Annotated in this window: 12 protein-coding genes; 6 read left to right on the top strand and 6 right to left on the bottom strand. The window is 61.2% G+C overall.

Going from position 1 to position 18,898, the window contains the following annotated elements; translation table 11 throughout:
- Positions 1 to 410 precede the first annotated feature (410 nt).
- Positions 411 to 2,765 (top strand): membrane-bound PQQ-dependent dehydrogenase, glucose/quinate/shikimate family, encoded by a 2,355-nt coding sequence (locus tag B3041_RS08945; protein ID WP_292971531.1) that lies wholly within the window; start codon positions 411 to 413, stop codon positions 2,763 to 2,765.
- A 64-nt stretch (positions 2,766 to 2,829) separates the two neighbouring features.
- Here the strand turns inward: B3041_RS08945 and B3041_RS08940 are convergent, their stop codons facing one another.
- Positions 2,830 to 4,296, bottom strand: a complete 1,467-nt coding sequence (locus tag B3041_RS08940; protein WP_065649392.1) for a catalase — start codon at positions 4,294 to 4,296, stop codon at positions 2,830 to 2,832.
- A gap of 139 nt (positions 4,297 to 4,435) precedes the next feature.
- Complete coding sequence (locus tag B3041_RS08935; RefSeq protein ID WP_065649391.1) at positions 4,436 to 4,891, bottom strand: RpiB/LacA/LacB family sugar-phosphate isomerase; 456 nt, start codon at positions 4,889 to 4,891, stop codon at positions 4,436 to 4,438.
- A 282-nt stretch (positions 4,892 to 5,173) separates the two neighbouring features.
- On the opposite strand from B3041_RS08935, the gene B3041_RS08930 reads away from it, so the two are divergent.
- The gene (locus B3041_RS08930) at positions 5,174 to 5,941 is read left to right on the top strand and encodes a triose-phosphate isomerase family protein (RefSeq protein ID WP_292971526.1); all 768 of its coding nucleotides are present in this window, start codon (positions 5,174 to 5,176) and stop codon (positions 5,939 to 5,941) included.
- A gap of 74 nt (positions 5,942 to 6,015) precedes the next feature.
- Entirely contained in the window at positions 6,016 to 6,987 is a 972-nt protein-coding gene (locus B3041_RS08925; RefSeq protein ID WP_039384324.1) for a sugar-binding transcriptional regulator, read from the top strand.
- 8 nt (positions 6,988 to 6,995) lie between these two features.
- Here the strand turns inward: B3041_RS08925 and B3041_RS08920 are convergent, their stop codons facing one another.
- The gene (locus B3041_RS08920; protein WP_292971520.1) at positions 6,996 to 7,721 is read right to left on the bottom strand and encodes an HPP family protein; all 726 of its coding nucleotides are present in this window, start codon (positions 7,719 to 7,721) and stop codon (positions 6,996 to 6,998) included.
- Positions 7,722 to 7,886: 165 nt separating this feature from the next.
- On the opposite strand from B3041_RS08920, the gene rluF reads away from it, so the two are divergent.
- A complete protein-coding gene (rluF, locus tag B3041_RS08915; RefSeq protein WP_292971517.1) occupies positions 7,887 to 8,768 on the top strand; it encodes a 23S rRNA pseudouridine(2604) synthase RluF in 882 nt (293 codons plus the stop codon).
- Between the two features lie 40 nt (positions 8,769 to 8,808).
- Here the strand turns inward: rluF and B3041_RS08910 are convergent, their stop codons facing one another.
- Positions 8,809 to 9,549: a nitroreductase family protein gene (locus B3041_RS08910; protein ID WP_065649387.1), complete on the bottom strand. Its 741-nt coding sequence runs from the start codon at positions 9,547 to 9,549 to the stop codon at positions 8,809 to 8,811.
- A gap of 126 nt (positions 9,550 to 9,675) precedes the next feature.
- Positions 9,676 to 10,701 carry an NADP-dependent oxidoreductase gene (locus B3041_RS08905; RefSeq protein ID WP_292971512.1) on the bottom strand — a complete coding sequence of 342 codons (1,026 nt, stop codon included), beginning with the start codon at positions 10,699 to 10,701 and terminating at the stop codon, positions 9,676 to 9,678.
- Positions 10,702 to 10,902: 201 nt separating this feature from the next.
- Between B3041_RS08905 and B3041_RS08900 the strand changes: the two genes are divergently transcribed.
- Positions 10,903 to 12,015, top strand: a complete 1,113-nt coding sequence (locus tag B3041_RS08900) for a lactonase family protein (protein ID WP_292971509.1) — start codon at positions 10,903 to 10,905, stop codon at positions 12,013 to 12,015.
- Between the two features lie 302 nt (positions 12,016 to 12,317).
- Entirely contained in the window at positions 12,318 to 14,429 is a 2,112-nt protein-coding gene (locus tag B3041_RS08895; RefSeq protein ID WP_292972441.1) for an FUSC family protein, read from the top strand.
- On the opposite strand, the gene B3041_RS08890 is transcribed toward B3041_RS08895, so the two are convergent.
- Positions 14,411 to 18,820, bottom strand: coding sequence for an ATP-dependent helicase (locus B3041_RS08890; protein ID WP_292971506.1), 4,410 nt, complete (start codon positions 18,818 to 18,820; stop codon positions 14,411 to 14,413). The two genes, B3041_RS08895 and B3041_RS08890, sit on opposite strands and share 19 nt — an antisense overlap.
- Between the last annotated feature and the right edge of the window lie 78 nt (positions 18,821 to 18,898).

Raw genomic sequence — 18,898 nt, 5'->3', positions numbered from 1 at the left:
GATAATTCTCACACAGGCTATGCTGACCCGTTAATCTATTTCATCAAAGCGTGGGACGGGCACTGATGCACGTTATTTTCGCCATGCGATGTACCTGACAGTAATCTTTTTTATGACGCTGAATCGGCTGCCGCACGAGCGTTCGCGCCATCTGTTACGCCAGTGACTTAGCAAAAGGTGCGCAATCGCTGCGGCAATGATTAATTAAATCCATCAAAATTAAACGTGATTTCAGTCACATGATGAGCCTGAGGCTGGGGGAGAGTCTTAAGCTGCGCTTGATTCATTAGCGGATCTGACAACACATAAACTCACGGGTTTTTACATAGCGCTTACATAAGTTAATATTTTGTTGGAATTGCTGCGATGTCGTAACGGCATAAATTAATGAACAAAACTGAGGGATTGGCATGATAACAAAACTCACCAGTATCGTGATGGCGATTCTGGCGATAGCGCTGCTCTATATGGGTGGTCAGCTGTTACTCAATGGCGGCAGCGCGTTTTACGCCGCAATGGGCGCGGGATTGCTGCTGACGGCTGTTTTACTGTTCCGCAAACAGCGCAGCGCGCTGACGCTCTATGCGGTACTGATGTGGATCACGCTGGCGTGGATCATTTGGGAAGCAGGGCTGGATAAGTGGCAGTGGATCCCGCGGGGCGACCTGTTTGGCGTAATTGGCCTGTGGCTGGCGATGCCGTGGATTGTCAAACCACTTAGCCGTGGCGAACGCCGTTTTCATCCGCTGCTGGGCGGCACCGTGGTTATTATGGTGCTGATGGTGATTGGCCTCTGCTTTTACGATCCGCTGCCGCAGGCAGGCACCATCACTAACTCGCGCGAGCCGGTGAGCCAGCCAGGTGCAGAAAACGACTGGGTCGCCTATGGCGGTACGCCAGCGGGCCAGCGCTTCTCAGCGCTGAAGCAAATCAGCAACGCGAACGTCAGTAACCTTGAAGTCGCCTGGGAGTATCATACCGGCGATATGCGTCAGGATAGTGATGCCACCGAGTATACGTTTGAGGCGACGCCGCTGAAAGCCAACGATATGCTCTATCTCTGCACGCCGCATAATGAGGTACACGCGCTCGATCCTGAAAGCGGGGCGGTGAAATGGAAATATACCCCGGAGAAAAACCGCTCTTATCTTCAGCAGCATCAGACCTGCCGCGGCGTCAGTTACTATGCCGCACCGGCTGCGCCAGCCAGCAGCGATGCGCCTGCGCTTTGCCGTAAGCGTATCTTCAACGCTACCACTGACGCGCGTCTGATCGCGCTGGATGCCGACACCGGCAAACGCTGCCCTGATTTTGGCCGGGATGGCGTGGTGGATCTGCATGCAAACATGGGTGAGGTTCGCCCGCACGCGCTGATGCAGACCTCTGCTCCGCTGGTGGCCGGTAATCTGGTGATCGTGGGCGGATCGGTCATGGATAATGGCTTTGAGAAAGGCAATCCTTCCGGCGTCATCCGTGCTTATGACGCGCAGAGCGGCCGTCTGGTGTGGAATTTCGACCCGGCCACGCCGGATGCGACCACGCCGATTGCCGCCGATAAGCGCTATCCGCAGGATACGCCGGTCGCCTGGGCCACGCTGAGTGCCGATGTTAAAAATGGCCTGGTCTACGTACCGTTTGGCAACGCGTCACCTGATGAAGTGGGGATTGAACGCGACGCTAACAGCAACACTGAGAAGTTCCGCGACACGCTGGTGGCGCTGGATCTGCAGACCGGTGCGTTTAAGTGGCGCTATCAGAGTTCGCATCACGACCTGTGGGATCGCGATAACCCGTCACAGCCTTCGCTGCTGGATATCGATTATCAGGGCCAGAAGCAGCCGGTGGTGATCCTGCCGACCAAAACCGGCAACCTGTTTGTGCTGAATCGTCTGACCGGCCAGCCGGTTTACCCGGTTAACGAGGTGAAGGTCTCTACTGAAGGCGGCGTTCCCGGCGAAAAATTTGCCGCCACGCAGCCCGTCTCCAGCCTGAACTTTATTCCGCAGGCGCTGACGGAAAAGTCGATGTGGGGTATCACGCCGTTTGACCAGATTGCCTGCCGGATCGATTTCCATCGTCTGCGCTATGATGGTAATCCGTGGACGCCGGCCACCGAGGCGGGCACGCTGGTGTTCCCGGGCAATATTGGCGTCTTTAACTGGGGCTCAGTCGCTGTTGATCCGGAGCGTCAGATGCTGATCGCCGCGCCGGTACGCCTGGCGTATAAATATAATCTGATCAAGCGCACGCCGCAGACGGCAACTGAACGTCTGTTCACCAAAGATGGCCAGCCTTACTGGAATGAAAACTTTCACGGTGACTATGCTATCCACATCCAGCAGCTTGCGTCCGGTCTGGGCATTCCCTGCATTGCGCCGCCGTGGGGCCGCCTGGTGGGGGTTGATCTGAAAACCGGAAAAACGCAATGGCTGCGCCGCATCGGCACCACGAAGAACCTGAAAACCACTTTCCTGCCAGGCCGTTTCCCGCTGGGATTCCCGATGGGAATGGTGGCACACGGCGGGCCGCTGCTGACCGCAGGCGATCTGGTGTTCCACGGTGCGACGGCAGACAACTTTTTCCGCGCCTACGACAGCACTACCGGTGAGCTGTTATGGCAGACCGAACTCAGCGCTGGCGCACAGGCTACGCCGTCAACCTATATGGGCAAAGATGGCAAACAGTATGTCGTCATTGCGGCGGGGGGGCACGGATCGCTCGGCACCAAAGCGGGTGACAGCGTGGTGGCGTTCCGTCTGAAGTAAAGAGAGGCTTATTACAACATAGTTCAGCAGCGTCCCGCCGCCCGGCGGGACGCTGCATCAGGCATTACGCTTTCGCGCGTTCGCTCTGCACTTTCTGTGCAATACGGTCGCCGATAGTTTTGTCGATATTACGCCAGTAGGTGAAAGCACGAGAGAGCACCGGCTCTTCCACACCGTTAAGCAGGTGACCGGCCACGTTGTTTACCAGGCGATCGCGTGCAGCATCATCCATCACTTTATTGATCAGCTGATTCGCCTGACCGAAATCGTCATCATCTTTGCGCAGCGTATAAGGTGAACGCACCATATCGCCCTGCGACTGCCAGGTGGAATCAGTAGGATAGCGCTCGCCATCTGCCACCGGACCCCCTTTGGAGTTAGGTGCATAGACCGGATCGGAAACCGGATTCATACGCATTGCACCATCTTTACTGTAGCTGTTGACCGGCGCCTGCGGAGCGTTTACCGGGATCTGCTTGTAGTTAACGCCAAGGCGCGCACGGTGCGCATCCGCATAGGCGAAAATACGGCCCATCAGCATCTTATCCGGGCTCAGACCGATACCGGGGACCAGGTTATTCGGCTCAAATGCCGCCTGTTCAATCTGGGCATGGTTATCGGTAGGGTTGCGATCCAGCGTCAGCTTTCCGACTTTAATCAGCGGATAGTCGTCGTGCGGCCAGACTTTGGTCAGATCAAACGGGTTGTAGCGATAGCTGTCCGCTTCGGCGAACGGCATGATCTGCATATAGAGCGTCCAGCTCGGAAAATGGCCTTCTTTAATCGCGTTAAACAGATCGCGCGTGTGGTAGTCGCCATCCTGACCGGCCAGCGTGTCGGCGTTTTCCTGTGTCAGAAACTCAATGCCCTGATCGGTTTTAAAGTGATATTTCACCCAGAATTTTTCACCGTCGGCGTTGACCCACATATAGGTATGGCTGGAGTAGCCATTCATGTGGCGCCAGCTCCTGGGAATACCGCGATCGCCCATCAGCCAGGTGACCTGGTGCGCCGATTCCGGTGACAGCGTCCAGAAATCCCACTGCATATCATTATCGCGCAGGTTATTATCCGCACGACGCTTCTGCGAGCGAATAAAGTGCTGGAACTTCATCGGGTCGCGGATAAAAAACACCGGCGTGTTATTGCCCACCATGTCGTAGTTGCCTTCGGTGGTATAAAACTTGATGGAGAAGCCGCGCGGATCGCGCCAGGTGTCCGGGCTGCCGCGCTCGCCGGCGACGGTTGAGAAGCGCATCACCACATCAGTACGGGTACCGGGCTGGAAAACAGCGGCTTTGGTATAGCGGCTGACATCTTCTGTCACTTCAAAATGGCCAAACGCGCCGCTGCCTTTTGCATGCGGCTGGCGCTCCGGAATACGCTCGCGGTTAAAGTTGGCCATCTGTTCAATCAGATAGTGATCGTGCAGCACCAGCGGACCATCAGGCCCGACTGACAGGGAGTGTTCATCGCTGGCTACCGGAATGCCCGCATCCGTGGTGGTCGGTTTGCGATTGTCACTGCTCATAATATCTCCAGATTTTGTAAGGATAATCTCAGCCTTTAAGCGTAGCAGCACGCGCTGCGCTTGCCTGATTAGTTACACAATCTGTGGCGATCCGCTGCCAGCCTCTCCGGAGCAGCTGCCTGCCGGGCAGAAGGGGCGATCAGCGCTGTGCCGCATGCTCGTAAAAATCTATCTTTTCAACTTTTGCCAGAGAACCACCACCCTCAAACTCCGCTGCCAGCCAGGCGTTAACGATATTTTTAGCCAGCTCCGGGCCCACCACGCGCGCGCCCAGCGTCATGATCTGGGCGTTATTGCTTTTACGCGCCCGCTCAGCAGAGAAGGTGTCGTGGCACTGCGCTGCCCGCACGCCGGGTACTTTATTCGCCACAATAGCCACGCCAATACCGGTTCCGCAGAGCAGAATGCCGCGTTCAAATTCCTGACGCTGAATGGCGGTGGCCAGCGCCCAGGCGACATCCGGATACATAGGGCGGGCGTTACCGGCATCATTGGTAAAATCTGTCACGGCATAGCCCTGCGTTTCCAGCAGCGTTTTGATGATATTTTTCAGATCAACAGCCGCATCATCAGCACCGATTGCAATCGTTTTCATAAAGGTTCTCCGGTAAAGAAAAAGGGCCTGCACACAGGCGTGAGACACAGCGTGCCATAACGATAAACATTTGTTCAATGCGTGTTCATTTGTAATATGGTGATTATGTGAGCGGGATCGCGGTGAACAGGTAAAATAACCTGTTTTTCTGCGAAACAGGGTGTTGCGCTGCGTCACAGATTTATCAGTGGCGCATTGAAACAGGTTCATTAATTCATTTACTGTTCATATGAACAAGTGACCATTACGGTCAGAGCGCGGTATAACCCCGGGAGCTGCCTTATGTCTCAGCCACAACGCTGGCTTGGTGTCAGTCTGAAAATGTACTTTGGCTATCAGCAAACGCTGGCGTGGTGTCGCGAGGTGGCCAGACTGGCCGATCATCCGGCTATCAGAAGCGGCAGCGTCGGCCTGTTTATCCTGCCAGCCTATCCGGCGATCCCCGCGGTGACGGAGATCTTCGCGGGAACGCCGATACGCGTTGGCGCGCAGGATGTTTGCCAGGCGGAAAACGGTGCCTGGACCGGTGAGGTCAGCGCCAGCATGCTGCAGGAGCTGGGCTGTTCGCTGGCAGAAATCGGTCATGCGGAGCGGCGGCGTCACTTTCATGAGGATGCGGCGCAGATTGCCGCCAAAGTGGCGATGGCGCTACAGCATGAACTGACACCGGTGCTCTGTATTGGCGAGTCAGAACAGAGCACGCCAGAGGCGGCGATTGCGCTCTGTGCCGCACAGCTTAACGACGCGCTGGCGCAGGCGGCGGCACGGGGCCTGCGGGGCGAGATTCTGTTTGCCTATGAACCACAATGGGCAATCGGTGCACCGCAGCCGGCCCCTGACCGCTATATTCGTGCCGTCTGCGCCGGGCTGCGGACGCTGACGCTGCCCGCCGGTATTACGCTGAAAGTCATTTATGGCGGTAGCGCCGGGCCGGGTCTGATCCAGCGGCTGGATCGGGATGTGGATGGCCTGTTTCTTGGCCGCTTTGCTCACGACCCGCAGGCGCTGGCGCAGATTATTGAAGAAGCCAGCGCGTTTGCCGGCCGCTGAACATAGCGGGGCGGGCGCGTTCAGTGCTATAACTTGCTGCTGCTTACGACCGCGTTACACAGGACAGATAACAGATGGAGAATACCACGCCGGGTCAGGATGCTGAGCTGCTGACCGAGATTGCCGTCGCCTACTATCAGGATGCCATCACGCAGGAGGAGATCGCCCGTAAATTTGGTATCTCGCGTATCAAAGTCGGGCGGCTGCTCAAACGCGCGCGTGAAGAGGGTATTGTTGAAATCAGCGTGCGCTACCATCCGGTTTTCAGTACCCGGCTGGAGCAGCAGCTGCAGCGCTCTTTCCCGCGTCTGCAGCGGGCGCTGATTGCGCTTGATTCAGCTGACAGTGATGAACAACGCCGCCAGGTGGCCGCGCTGGTGTCTGCCCATCTGGCGCAGACGCTGAAAGATAACGCCATCGTCGCGGTCGGACAGGGACGGAACGTGGCGGCAGTAGCTGACCATCCGGGTCAGGTGCCCGATCGAAACTGCCTGTTTATCAGCGGTATTGGCGGCACGCACCGCCCGGGAGACGCCATCAACGCCGATCACATCAGCCGCCGGCTGGCAAAAAAGTTTGGCGGCAGCAGCGAAACGCTCTATGCCCCCGCCTACGTGGAAAACCGCGCGCTGCGCGACAGCTTTATGCAGAACGGCACGGTAAAAGAGACGCTGGATCGTGCGCGTAAAGCGGATGTGGCGCTGGTGGGGATCGGGGATATGAATGAGAACAGCTACATGGTAAAGCTGGGCTGGTTCACCCCGCGTGAAATTATCGATGCCAGCGTTAATCAGGGCGTGACCGGTGATATTGCCGGCTATGACTTTTTCAACGCCCGTGGCGAAGCGGTGGAAACGGTCATGAATGAGCGCGTAATCGGGCTGAGCATTGATGAGCTGCGCCGGATCCCGTGCGTAATAGCGATCGCTGCAGAGAACACCAAAGCGATGGCGATACTCGGGGCGCTGCGCACCGGGGCCATCGATATCATCGCGACCTCGGCGCAGAATATCCGCACGGTGCTGAGCCTGGTGCAGGCGCGCTGAGGCGCGCTTCAGCGCGCCTGACCGGTGCGCCGGATCGCAATCTCTTCGGCGCGCTGCAGCAGCAGCTGCAGATCATCCTCATCAATATCCAGCAGGGGTCCGCTCTCCAGCGCCTGATGCAGATCGTCGCGCGTGAGCGGAACCGGCATCGCCACCGGCTGTGGTTTCGCCTCGGCGGCGGCCAGCGGATGAGGATAGCGGCGGCCGGCGAGGTTATTAAACACGATCGCCAGCAGTGCGAGACAGACAGAGTTAAGCATCACCGGCGTCAGCACAAAGTGGTAGCCGAGCTGCGCCACGCTGCCGCCGCCGAGAATCGCCGTCAGCGCCACTGCACCGCTGGGCGGATGCAGACAGCGCAGCTGAAACATCACCGCAATGGCGAGGCAGGCGGCCACCCCGCATGCCAGTGCCGGCTGCGGGATCAGCAGCGCCGTGGTCACGCCAATCACCCCGGCGACGAGGTTACCGCCAATAATCGACCACGGCTGTGCCAGCGGGCTATTAGGCAGGCCAAACAGCAGTACCGCAGACGCGCCCATCGGCGCCACAAACCACAGGTTTACCGCCCCCAGCATCCAGTGGCTGATCAGGCTGGTCAGCATCAGACCCAGCCCGGCTCCGAGGCTGGCCAGCAGGCGCTGTCTGCGCGCGACAGGCAGGGGATGTGGCCAGAAGCGGGCCAGAAACAGGCGCAGCGAGGCCAGTCGGCTCGCCGGTTGTGGTTGCGTCATAAAAAATCCGTGAAAAGCCAGAAACAGTGGCTGCGGATTGTCGCCTGGCGTCTGATGCTAAACAACCCGACAGTCTGCAGGGGATTAGAAGCGGCACGCTGACGCGGCGACAGCCTTACGCAACGGCGGCAGTTAAGGTATAGTCCGTTTTTTTTCGGAGGAACCATGCTGCCTGACTTATCTACCCGCCTGAACAAATACATCAGCGAGAGCGGAATCTGCTCGCGCCGCGATGCCGATCGCTATATCGAACAGGGCAACGTGTTTATTAACGGTAAACGCGCTGCCGTCGGGGCCCAGGTTTATGCCGGGGATGAGGTCAGGGTGAATGGTCAGCTGATTGAGCCGCGTGACGCCGACGATCTGGTTCTGATTGCGCTTAACAAGCCCACCGGCATTGTCACCACCATGGAAGAGGGTGAGCGCGACAATATTGGCGACTTTGTTAACCACAGCAAGCGCGTGTTTCCTATCGGCCGGCTGGACAAGGATTCACAGGGGCTGATTTTTCTCACCAACCACGGTGACCTGGTTAACAAAATTCTGCGCGCCGGTAATAACCACGAAAAAGAGTATGTGGTAACGGTTGATAAACCGATCACCGATGAATTTATCGCGGGCATGGCGGGCGGCGTGCCGATGCTGGGCACGGTAACGAAGAAGTGCAAAGTTAAAAAAGAGTCAACGTTTGTATTCCGCATTATTCTGGTACAGGGACTCAATCGCCAGATCCGCCGCATGACCAAACACTTTGGCTATGAGGTGACGAAGCTGGAGCGTACGCGCATCATGAATGTCAGCCTGAAGGGTATTCCGCTCGGCGAGTGGCGCGATCTGACGGATGATGAACTGATCGACCTGTTTAAGCTGATTGAGGATTCGTCCTCAGAAGATAACAAAACCCGGCAGGCGCAGGCGAAGAAAAAAACGGCGTCACCGGCGAAAAAAGCGCCGGCTGCGGGAGCAAAGCAGGGTGACAAAGCGGGGGGGCAGGGCGCGAACCGCAAACGCTTTACCCAGCCTGGCCGCAAAAAAAAGGGGCGTTAAGCCCCTGTATTATCTGCCCGGCGCGCAGGCGGATTGGGACCTATTTATCGGTACCAAATCCCTGTTTGTTCAGCGCCGCCAGCACATGCGGGAAGTAGATGTGCTGGTAGTAGCCGCTGACGCTGTCACTCCAGCTTTCGCCATCGCTGCGACCGGTGTTCTGCCAGTGCTGTACCAGCTGTGCGTTGTAATCAGCAATATGCTGCGGCAGATCCGCCTGCTGATAACGCTCTTCATGGCGGAAAGTCGGCAGCGGCAGACGCGGCTTCTGGTGCGCAGGCTGATCGACATGGCCGATAACCACGCCCGCGACCGGGAAGGTATAGTCAGGCAGATCCAGCAGGGCGATCATCGCTTCCGGATCGCGGCGGATCCCGCCAATCGGCACAATACCCAGTCCCTCAGCCCGCGCGGCGGCCATTACTGAGCCGAGCGCAATGCCCACATCGGTAGCGCCGGATACCACGCTTTCAATGCTCTGCTGCGCAATCTGCTCACGACCGCTGGCTTCGATCGCCAGCCGCGACTTATGCATATCCAGCACAAAAGTCAGGAATACGGGCGCTTTCGCGATCCACGGCTGGCCGCCGGCGATGGTGGCAATCTGCTGGCGCTGCGCGGCGTCGCGGGTGACGACGACAGATACCTGCTGGGAGTTTACCGAGGTAGGCGCGTAGTACGCGGCCGAAATAATTCGCTCAAGTACCGCATCCTCTACGGGCTGATCGGTATAGCTGCGCTCACTTTTATGCTGAGCGAAAAGATCGATAATGGAACTCATGCTGCCTCCTGTTATGGGAGAGAGAGCGTAGCAGGCAGATGACCGGCACGTTTTACCGTTATTGCCGTGAGGCAGAGGAAAATGGAAGTAAAACCGGGTGCCGTGGCGGCACCCGGACGGGGCTTATCAGCTGACTTTCACCACGGTTTTACCGAAGTTTTTACCGTTCAGCATATCGAAGAATGCCTGCGGCGCATTCTCCAGTCCCTCGATCACATGCTCGCGGTAGTGCACTTTCTCCTGCTCGACCAGCGGCGTCATGGCTTTCAGAAACTCAGGATAGCGGTCGCCGTAATCCTGGAAAATAATAAAGCCCTGCATGCGGATGCGGCGTTTCAGGATCCCCGCCATGATCAGCGGCGTGCGGTCGGGCCCCGGCGGCAGGTCGCGGCTGCTGTAGCCAGAGACAAGGCCGCAGACCGGAATGCGGGCAGCGGTGTTCAGCAGCGGGAACACCGCATCAAACACTTTACCGCCTACGTTCTCGTAATAGATATCGATACCGTCCGGGCAGGCGGCAGCCAGCTGGTCGGCAAAGTCATCACTGTGGTGGTTAATGCAGGCAGAGAAACCGAGCTTTTCAATCGCGTAGCGACACTTCTCTTCACCCCCGGCGACGCCCACGACGCGGCAGCCTTTGAGCTTGCCTAACTGGCCAACGGTCGCACCGACCGGACCGGTTGCCGCCGCCACGACCAGCGTCTCGCCCGCTTTAGGCTGACCAATATCCATCAGCCCCATATAGGCGGTAAAACCGGGCATACCGAGAATACCCAGTGCCCAGGAGGGGTGAGCCAGATCGCCGAGCTTTGCCACACCTTCGCCATCAGAAACCGCATAGGTCTGCCAGCCGCTCTGGGCCAGCACCCAGTCGCCCGCGTTAAAATCGCTGTGCTTTGATGCCTCAACCTGACACACCGTGCCGCCGACCATCGGCTGATCGAGTTCCGCCGGAGGAGCATAAGACTTACCGTCATCCATGCGGCCGCGCATATAGGGATCCAGTGACAGCCACACCGTGCGCAGCAGCATCTCACCCTCTTTGATCTCCGGCACCGGTTGTTCCACCAGCCGGAAGTTCTCTTTTACCGGTTCGCCCTCAGGACGGGACGCCAGCAGCCAGGCCTGGTTTGATACAGCATGTTGCGACATAGTTACCTCTCTTATGACAAACGGGTGAGGCAAGTGTAGCTGAGGATAAGAGAGGCGCTGTTAACGCATATTGCGTTAACGGCCTGCTGTAACATTTTGTCAGTGATCCGCTGAAGGGTGTTATATAACAGTCACTCATCGTCAGAATTAACCCTGGCCGTGCAGCCCCGCATGCGCCGCTTCCTGACCCCGGAGATCGTTATGATAAACCCGTTACGCGCCGCGCTGCTGCTGGCAACGCTGACAGGCAGCACGCCGCTGCTGGCGCAGACCTACGTCTATGTTTCAGAAGCCGGCGACGGCACCATTGCGCGCTACAGTCTGGATCAGCACGGTGCACTGCATCTGCTGGGGCACACCCCGGCGGACGGCAAAGTGATGCCGCTGGCGCTCAGCACAGATAAAACCCATCTTTATGCGGCGATCCGCAGCAAGCCGCTGCAGCTGGCGAGCTGGGTCATTGACCGCCACAGCGGCGACCTGACGCAGAAGCAGCATGTGCCCGCCGCCGCCAGCTATCCCTGGATCGTCGCCGAGCCGCAGGGGCGTTTTCTGCTGGCGGCCTCCTATGATGGCAATGTGGTTGACGTGTACCGGCTGACAGCGGGAGGGAAGCTGAATGCACCGCCGGTGAGCCGTTACGCCACCGGACCTGCCGCCCATTCGGCGATTGCGGATCCTGCCGGCAAAACGGTATATGTCGGCAATCTCGGCACCGATCGCGTGCTGCAGCTGACGCTGAGCGACAGCGGCGCTCTGGCCGCGCTCGGCAGCGGTTATGTCGCTACCGCAAAAAACAATGGCCCGCGCCACTCGGTGATGTCCGCTGACGGACGGTTTCTGTATAACATCGGCGAAATGGGCGGGATCATCACGCAGTTCCGGCGCGAAGCGAACGGGGCGCTGGTAAAGGTTGCTGAGTTCCCCAGCGCCGTTGCCGCCTCCTGGCATCTGGCAGAGGGGCGCGAGCGGCCGCCGGGATACAGCGATCCCACACCGCGTATCTGGGCCGCCGATATCCATCTCACGCCGGATGGCCACTTTCTTTACGTCAGCGAACGCACCAGCAGCACGCTGAGCGGCTACCGGGTAGACGCAGAGAGCGGGGCGCTGACGTTAGCGGGCAGCTGGCCGGTGGAGAAGCAGCCGCGCGGGTTTGCCATTACCCCGGACGGACGCGGGCTGGTGGTCAGCGGCGAGAAGAGCGCGGTGATTGGCAGTTACCGGATCGATCCGCAAAGCGGGGCGCTGACGCGCGCCGGTGAAGCGGCGGTGGGCAACGATGCCAACTGGGTGACGATCGTGCACTACTGACGGCATGGCAGGCGGCGGTCTGCACAAAATAATTTTATGGAGCCGCCGCACAACAGCGAGATGTGATCGCCGACACATTTTATCTGTTAACCGGACCCGTCTCTCCGGTGCCGTACCGTTACTACGCTGGCCGCTGCGATACCGGCAGCTTTGATAAGCTGCGTTAACGAATAACCCTGCGGACCGCGCCGCTTATCCAGCATAAATTTTGATGACGAAACAATTTGTCGTAGTTATCTGCGTGAGCGCAGGCGGCAATCTGGCAGGATACGCCGCACTTAGTGCCTTCTGGTCCCTGTAACATGCCGTGGCTTACCCGACCCGCTCTGTTCTTTGCTGTGAAAACCACGCTGGCTGCGTTTCTGGCGCTCTGGCTGGCGCTGGAAATTAACCTGGATCGCCCCGCCTGGGCACTGACGACGGTATTTGTTGCCTCGCAGCTCTATTCCGCTTCCACCATCTCAAAATCGCTGTTTCGTCTGCTCGGCACGCTGCTGGGCGGCCTGTTTATCTTTCTGATTTTTCCGCTAACGGTGGCGCATCCGCTGCTGTTCAGCCTGGTGATTTCGCTCTGGGTCAGCGGCTGCCTCTGGCTGTCACTGCATGACCGGACGCCAAAAAGCTATGTGTTTATGCTGGCGGGCTACAGCGCGGCGATTATGGGTTTCCCGGAGGTTTATACGCCGTGGGGTATCACCAGCACGGTGCTGTCGCGTATTGAAGAGATCACCTTAGGCATTGTCTGCAGCAGCCTGATACACGGTCTGCTGTTCCCGGTCTCTATGCGCAGCCTGCTGGAGCAGAGCGTTACGCAGTGGTATCTCACCGGCCGCCGGCTCTGTCACGATCTGCTCTCCGGGCCGGTTACCGCCGTCTCGCCCGAGCGCGAAGCGATTCTGACGCAGATGGCCACCGCACCGCAGCAGGTGGAAATTCTGATCACCCACTGCGTCTATGAGGGAGATGCTGCCCGCCGGCTGATCCGCCTGGTCAGCGCACAGTATCAGCACCTCTCCTATCTTATCCCGACGCTGACCGCGATTGAGCTGCGCCTGCAGCGTCTGGCCGCGCGCAATATCCTGCTGCCTGACTACGTGGCGCAGGGATTTCAGCAGTTTCTGCAGTGGCTCAGCGACGGTGAGGCCCCGGGCGATGTGATCGGCATCCAGCTGGAGCTGACTCATCGTCAGGCGCAGGTCAACGCGGCGTGGCGCGCCGGCGATCTGCCGACTGAACACTGCCTGCTGCTGAGCGGGTTGCTGGAACGCATGATTGACTTTGTGCGCATTGCCGGGGCGTATCAGAGCGTCAGCGGCATGGTCAGCGATCTGTCCGGTGACACCACGCTGGCGCGCGGCAAACGTACCCACCGTTTCTTTGATCGGGGGCTTATCCGTCTTTCGGCGCTGACCGCGTTTTGCGCCACCTTTGGCAGCTGCCTGCTGTGGATGGCAAGCGGATGGCGCGACGGCGCGTCTGCTCCGGTTATGGCGGCGATCCTGAGCTCATTCTTTGCCAGCCTCGATACGCCGCTTACATCAATGAAGCTGTTTGTGCGCGGCGTGCTGATTGCGATTGGCATCAGCCTGGTGTATGTCGCGCTGCTGCTGCCGCAGGCGACCTCGTTTGAGGCGCTGATGATCTGCATGGCGCCGGGTCTTGTGGCGCTGGCGCTGACAATCGCCCGGCCGGCAACCAACCTGACTGGCTTGAGCGTGGCGATTCAAATCCCGGGGTTTATTGGCTTCGGTCACCATCTGAAGCCGGATCTGGTGCTGCTGGTCAATAACGCGATCGCCTCGGTCACGGGCGTGCTGTTTGCGGTGATCGCCACGGCCATTATGCGTAACAAGCGCCCCTCCTGGAGCGCCCGGCGCGCGGTACGACGCGGCCTGCGTGAGCTGCTGCGCTTTATTAAGGAGATAGAGCGCAACGGATCGTCGCTGCCGGCCCGGCAGCGCTTTATCAGCCTGATGCTGGATAAGGTCAACATGGTGTTGCCGCGCCTGCGTCTCGATCCGCAGTCAGATATGAGCAGCGCCGGTATGCTGCTTAACGAGGTGTGGCTTGGCGTAAACAGCTTTGATTACTACGCGCGGCATCGGGTGCTGCTGGGTAATTATCTGCTCGACAGCGGGACATTTTTCTTTGAGCTGGGACGGTTTCTGAAACAGCGGCTGAGATCGCTGCAGAGCGTTCCGCACGCTGAGCTGCAGCAGGCGCTCGATCTGCTGCTGCTGCAGCTGGAAGCGCTGGCGCTGGACGATGAGCGTTTATTTACACCGCTGTTTCATCTGTTCAGCGTCCGGCTCTATCTGTTCCCGCAGCTGGCGTGGCCGGAGGCGACGGCGGGCCAGCGCGCCGCCCTGCAGCAGCACGCTCTGCGCCTGCGCGCTCAGCCATCCCAGCTGTAGCCACCCGGCGCGCGCGAAAAGCCTGCCGGCTTCAGCAGGGCGGTAAGCGGCGACTGGCTGGCCGGACAGCCATCAATCTGTTCCAGCGTAAAGCGCAGGCGCGGCTCGCGCCGGAGGGCGGTGACCAGCGTGCCCAGCGCCTGCTGCAGGGTGTCCGGTGACGCGCCGGCCGTAAACGTATGCAGCTGTTTGCCGCCGGGCGGCAGCCAGAGCAGCGGCCAGCCCTGGAACAGCACCACCCAGCTGCCGCTGCGGCGCAGCGGTTTCGTCCCGGATGTGGTCAGCGGCCACGGCAGCAGCGTGCCGAACGGGTTGGCCGGATCCAGCGTGGCCAGTGCCAGCGGTACGGCAGACGGCGCGCGCTGCAGCTGGCGGATACGCTCAATCATTGCCGGTTCAGCGAACTGCGCGGCACCCATGCCGCTGACAAACCGCCCGCGCAGCAGGCGTCCCGCATCCTCCATCGCGCGCAGCACCGGCTGCAGTGCCGGAAAACCACCGGGCACGGCGCTGCTCCGGGCAGCGCCGTGCGTCACCACGCCGGTCCGATCCAGCAGGGCGCGGGTCAGCGCCAGCGCGCGTACCGTATCAGCTGCCGGTCTGATGTTCAGCAGCGTCCAGCTGCCGGACAGCTGGGCGCTGGCAGCCAGTGCCGGACGCCCGGCACCGCCGGGTGCCATGCCAGCATACCGGGCGGTCAGGCGGCGACGGCGTGCCGGACGCGGTTTGCTGCGCAGCGGCGGCATCCGCAGCGGCTGCCAGCTGCCGGACGTCACCCGTCCGCGCCACACCAGATCCCACAGCGCCGTGGCGGTATCCTGCGATGTGCTGTCGTCTGCGTCGCTTTCTGTTGCCTGCTGCAGCTGCCTGAACGTTGCGCTGCTGTGCTGCTGCAGGAACGCCACGATCCGCTGCTGTACAGGTGACAACGTCACGATTTGCGCGTCAGCAGGGGGTGTCAGGAGTGCGGCAGCGGCGTCAGCCGGGCAGAATTCAACCCGCTCCTGGCGCGTGCCGGGCGCGCGGCTGCCGCGCCAGAGCACGTCGCCACGCGTCAGCAGCCCGTCCAGCAGCGCAGGATGATAATCCGCGACACGCGCCGGAAAAATCTGGCTCTCCCACAGTCCGGCAGGCAGGGCAACCCCGGCCAGCTGCGCGATCACCCGGCGCAGACCCTCTGCGCCGCTGAGCGGCGCGGTGAGACCATGATGATCCATCAGCGCCTGCACCCAGGCCGCCGGCTCGGCAGGCCGGGTCGCCTCACGCGCCGCCTGCAGCGATGCCAGCCGCAGGCGGCGGAATACCGGCGCGGCGATCCACTGCACCACGCCGGAGGCCGCTTCGCTTCTGATAATACCCGGCGTTTCCGCCAGCAGCTTCCCGGCAATGCCGGCGTCAAGGTCAAAGCGCCGGGCAACCTCATCGGCTGTCACCAGCGTATGCGTGCGCAGATAGCGGCCAATCAGCGCCTGCAGCGGACGAACCGCGCTCTCCGGGACTGCGCTGCCGCCACCGGAGAGCGCCTGCAGGCGGGCGGCATCTTCCGCCACCGCAAAACAGGCCTGCGCACCGGACGTAACCGGTATGATGCGGCCTGCCTGCTGCAGGGTTTCCAGCACCCCGGTCAGCGGCGGGGTTCCCCGGTAGCGTTCTGCTATCTCTCCGGCGCTGAGCGGCCCCAGTTCGCGCAGCAGATCCGCTACCGCTTCCTGGCTATCAGCCTGACGGTCAGGCGTCAGGCGCTGCAGCAGCTGTTCCGTCTGCGCAATGACGTTCGCGTCCAGCAGTTGCGCTGCCGGCAGTGGCCCGAGCAGCTCGCTGAGCAGCGATGCATCCAGCGTCAGCAGTGCGGCCCGCTGCTCGGCCTGCGGCACCGTCCGGCGATCGGCGTCAGCCAGATGGCCGGTCAGCAGCGCGGCGGCGAAGGGCGAGGGGACGTCAGTTGTTACCTCGCGCAGCTGCACCTCACCGCGGCGGATCTGCGCCATCAGCTGCTGCAGCGCGGGCAGATCGTATACATCCTGCAGGCATTCACGCGCGGTTTCCCGCAGCAGCGGAAAGTCCGGATACGGACGCACGGCGTCAAGCAGCTCTGCGGCACGCAGCCGCTGCTGCCAGAGGGGCGCGCGCTGTCCGGCACGCTGGCCCGGCAGCAGCAGGGCGCGGGCGGCGCATTCGCGAAAGCGCGCGGTAAACAGCGGCGATCCGCTGACGGCACGGCTTACCCGCTGCTGTAAGTCATCTGCCGCAAACTGCAGCCAGTCAGCGGGTGTAAAGGTAAGCGGCGATGGCAGCCGCGTCATAATGCCGTCGTCACTGGCGACCACATCGGCCGTAATGCCGTACTGTTCAGCGAGCCGATCGGCCAGCGCCAGCGCCCAGGGCGCGTGTACGCGTCTGCCCCACGGCGAGTGCAGGATCAGGCGCCAGTCGCCGTTTTCATCCGCACAGCGCTCAATCAGCAGCGTGCGGTCATCCGGCAGCTGCCCGGTCGCCGCCTGCTGCTCGCGCAGCAGCGCCTGAAGATTATTCTGTGCGCCGGCGTCCAGCGCCGGATCGTTTACCGTGCCGGTCGCGGCGTCACGCAGATAGCGACCGCGTGCTGCGCCAGACGCTGCGGCACGTCCGGGCGTATCTGCCTGCCAGAAGGGCAGCCGTGCGGTGCGTCCCGGCGCCGGTGTGACAATCACCCGGTCGCGCGTAATCTGCTGAATACGCCAGGTGGTGGCCCCCAGCGTCACGATGTCATTGACGCGTGAGCCGTAAACCATCTCCTCATCCAGCTCTCCCACGCGGCGGGCGCCGGCCTGCGCCTCACCTTCCGGCAGCATGACGCTGACGCTGCCGCGATCGGGGATGGCACCGGCGTGCATAACCGCCAGCAGCTTTGCGCCGGGCCGGGCCGTGATGCTATCCGTCTGCAGGTCATGGATCAGCCGCGGGCGCAGCAGGGCGAACGCGTCAGTGTGGTCACGTCCCGTCAGCATCGCCAGCACCGCATCGTAATCGTGCCGTGACAGCGTCAGAAAGGGCGCGCTGCGCGTGACCTGCTCAAACCAGCCGCCGGCGTCCAGCGGCGCCATGGCGGCGGCGGCGATGGTCTGCTGGGCGAGAATATCCAGCGGGTTTTCCGGCACAATCAGCGGCTCCGTCTCTCCCGTCTGCATGGCCGTGACGATCACCGCCGTCTGCAGCAGCTCGCTGCGCGAACGGGGCCAGAACTCGCCCTGCGGCGTACTGCCCGGCCGGTGTCCGGCGCGTCCGGTGCGCTGCAGGGCGCTGGCAACCGACGGCGGCGCACCGACCTGAATCACCTGTCCGACGCTGCCCATATCGATCCCCAGCTCCAGGCTGGAGGTGGCCACCACGCAGCGCAGCGCACCGCTTTTCAGCGCGCTTTCGATCAGCAGGCGCTGCTCCCGGGCAACGGAGCCGTGGTGCGCCCGAGCAATCTCTGCGGAGGCGTCGCGCTGCTGCTGCTGCCAGCGGGCGTTAAGGCGCGCCGTCAGCTTTTCTGCCAGCGCGCGCGAATTGGTAAACACCAGCGTGGTGTGATGGCGCAGCACCGCAGCCAGTATTCCTGTCTCCAGATGCGGCCAGAGCGTGCCGGCTTCGCTTTCGCTTCCCGGCAGCGGCGGGGGAGCCGTCAGATCCGGTACCGGGACCGTCACGCGGAGCTGCAGCGGACGCGGCATAGGCGGATTAACGATAGTGACCTGCCGGCGACCGGCCAGAAACCGCGCCACGGTCTCCGGCGGGTTGACCGTTGCAGATAATCCGATACGCTGCGCCGGCCGGGCCAGCAGCGCATCGAGCCGCTCCAGCGACAGCGCCAGATGCGCGCCGCGTTTGTTACCCGCCAGCGCGTGAATTTCATCAACGATGACGCTGGTGACCCCGCGCAGCGTGTCGCGCCCCTGCGAGGTCAGCAGCAGATAGAGCGACTCCGGCGTCGTGATTAAAATATCGGGCGGATGGCGTCGCAGCGCTGCACGCTCGCGCGCCGGCGTATCGCCGCTGCGGATCCCGCAGCGGAGCGCGATGGCCGGTTCACCCTGCTGCTGATGACAGGCACTGACGCCCGCCAGCGGCAGCTGCAGGTTGCGCGCCACGTCGGCGGCCAGCGCTTTAACCGGCGAAATATAGAGCACGCGCGTGGTTTCACCGGGCGCGACGGTGGCCTCCCGACTGCGCTCGCGAAACAGCGCATCAATGGCGTGCAGAAACGCCGCCAGCGTTTTGCCGGAGCCGGTCGGCGCCACCACCAGCGTATGGCTGCCGCGGGCGATGGCGTCCCAGGCGGCCTGCTGAACCGGCGTCGCCTGATCGAACGTCTGCGCAAACCATCTGCGCGTGGCGGGTAAAAAATGCGACAGCGGGGGGACGGACATCCCGGACTCCTTGCGGGTAAAAGGGCGCGATTAGCAGTGTAGTCGTCCGCGCGCGGCTGAACAGGTTATATACTTGAT

It is taken from the genome of Pantoea sp. UBA4549, from assembly GCF_002387285.1.
GTDB lineage: Bacteria > Pseudomonadota > Gammaproteobacteria > Enterobacterales > Enterobacteriaceae > Pantoea > Pantoea borealis.
The sequence above is the reverse complement of the archived record's forward strand: the minus strand, read 5'-3'. Positions and strand labels throughout refer to the sequence as shown.

Excerpts from the sequence above, each read along its gene's own strand:
- B3041_RS08920 (WP_292971520.1), bottom strand. The coding sequence starts at position 7,721 with ATGACGCAACCACAACCGGCGAGCCGACTGGCCTCGCTGCGCCTGTTT.
- B3041_RS08945 (WP_292971531.1), top strand. The coding sequence starts at position 411 with ATGATAACAAAACTCACCAGTATCGTGATGGCGATTCTGGCGATAGCG.
- B3041_RS08905 (WP_292971512.1), bottom strand. The coding sequence starts at position 10,701 with ATGTCGCAACATGCTGTATCAAACCAGGCCTGGCTGCTGGCGTCCCGT.
- B3041_RS08895 (WP_292972441.1), top strand. The coding sequence starts at position 12,318 with ATGCCGTGGCTTACCCGACCCGCTCTGTTCTTTGCTGTGAAAACCACG.
- B3041_RS08935 (WP_065649391.1), bottom strand. The coding sequence starts at position 4,891 with ATGAAAACGATTGCAATCGGTGCTGATGATGCGGCTGTTGATCTGAAA.
- B3041_RS08900 (WP_292971509.1), top strand. The coding sequence starts at position 10,903 with ATGATAAACCCGTTACGCGCCGCGCTGCTGCTGGCAACGCTGACAGGC.
- rluF (WP_292971517.1), top strand. The coding sequence starts at position 7,887 with ATGCTGCCTGACTTATCTACCCGCCTGAACAAATACATCAGCGAGAGC.
- B3041_RS08890 (WP_292971506.1), bottom strand. The coding sequence starts at position 18,820 with ATGTCCGTCCCCCCGCTGTCGCATTTTTTACCCGCCACGCGCAGATGG.
- B3041_RS08910 (WP_065649387.1), bottom strand. The coding sequence starts at position 9,549 with ATGAGTTCCATTATCGATCTTTTCGCTCAGCATAAAAGTGAGCGCAGC.
- B3041_RS08940 (WP_065649392.1), bottom strand. The coding sequence starts at position 4,296 with ATGAGCAGTGACAATCGCAAACCGACCACCACGGATGCGGGCATTCCG.
- B3041_RS08930 (WP_292971526.1), top strand. The coding sequence starts at position 5,174 with ATGTCTCAGCCACAACGCTGGCTTGGTGTCAGTCTGAAAATGTACTTT.
- B3041_RS08925 (WP_039384324.1), top strand. The coding sequence starts at position 6,016 with ATGGAGAATACCACGCCGGGTCAGGATGCTGAGCTGCTGACCGAGATT.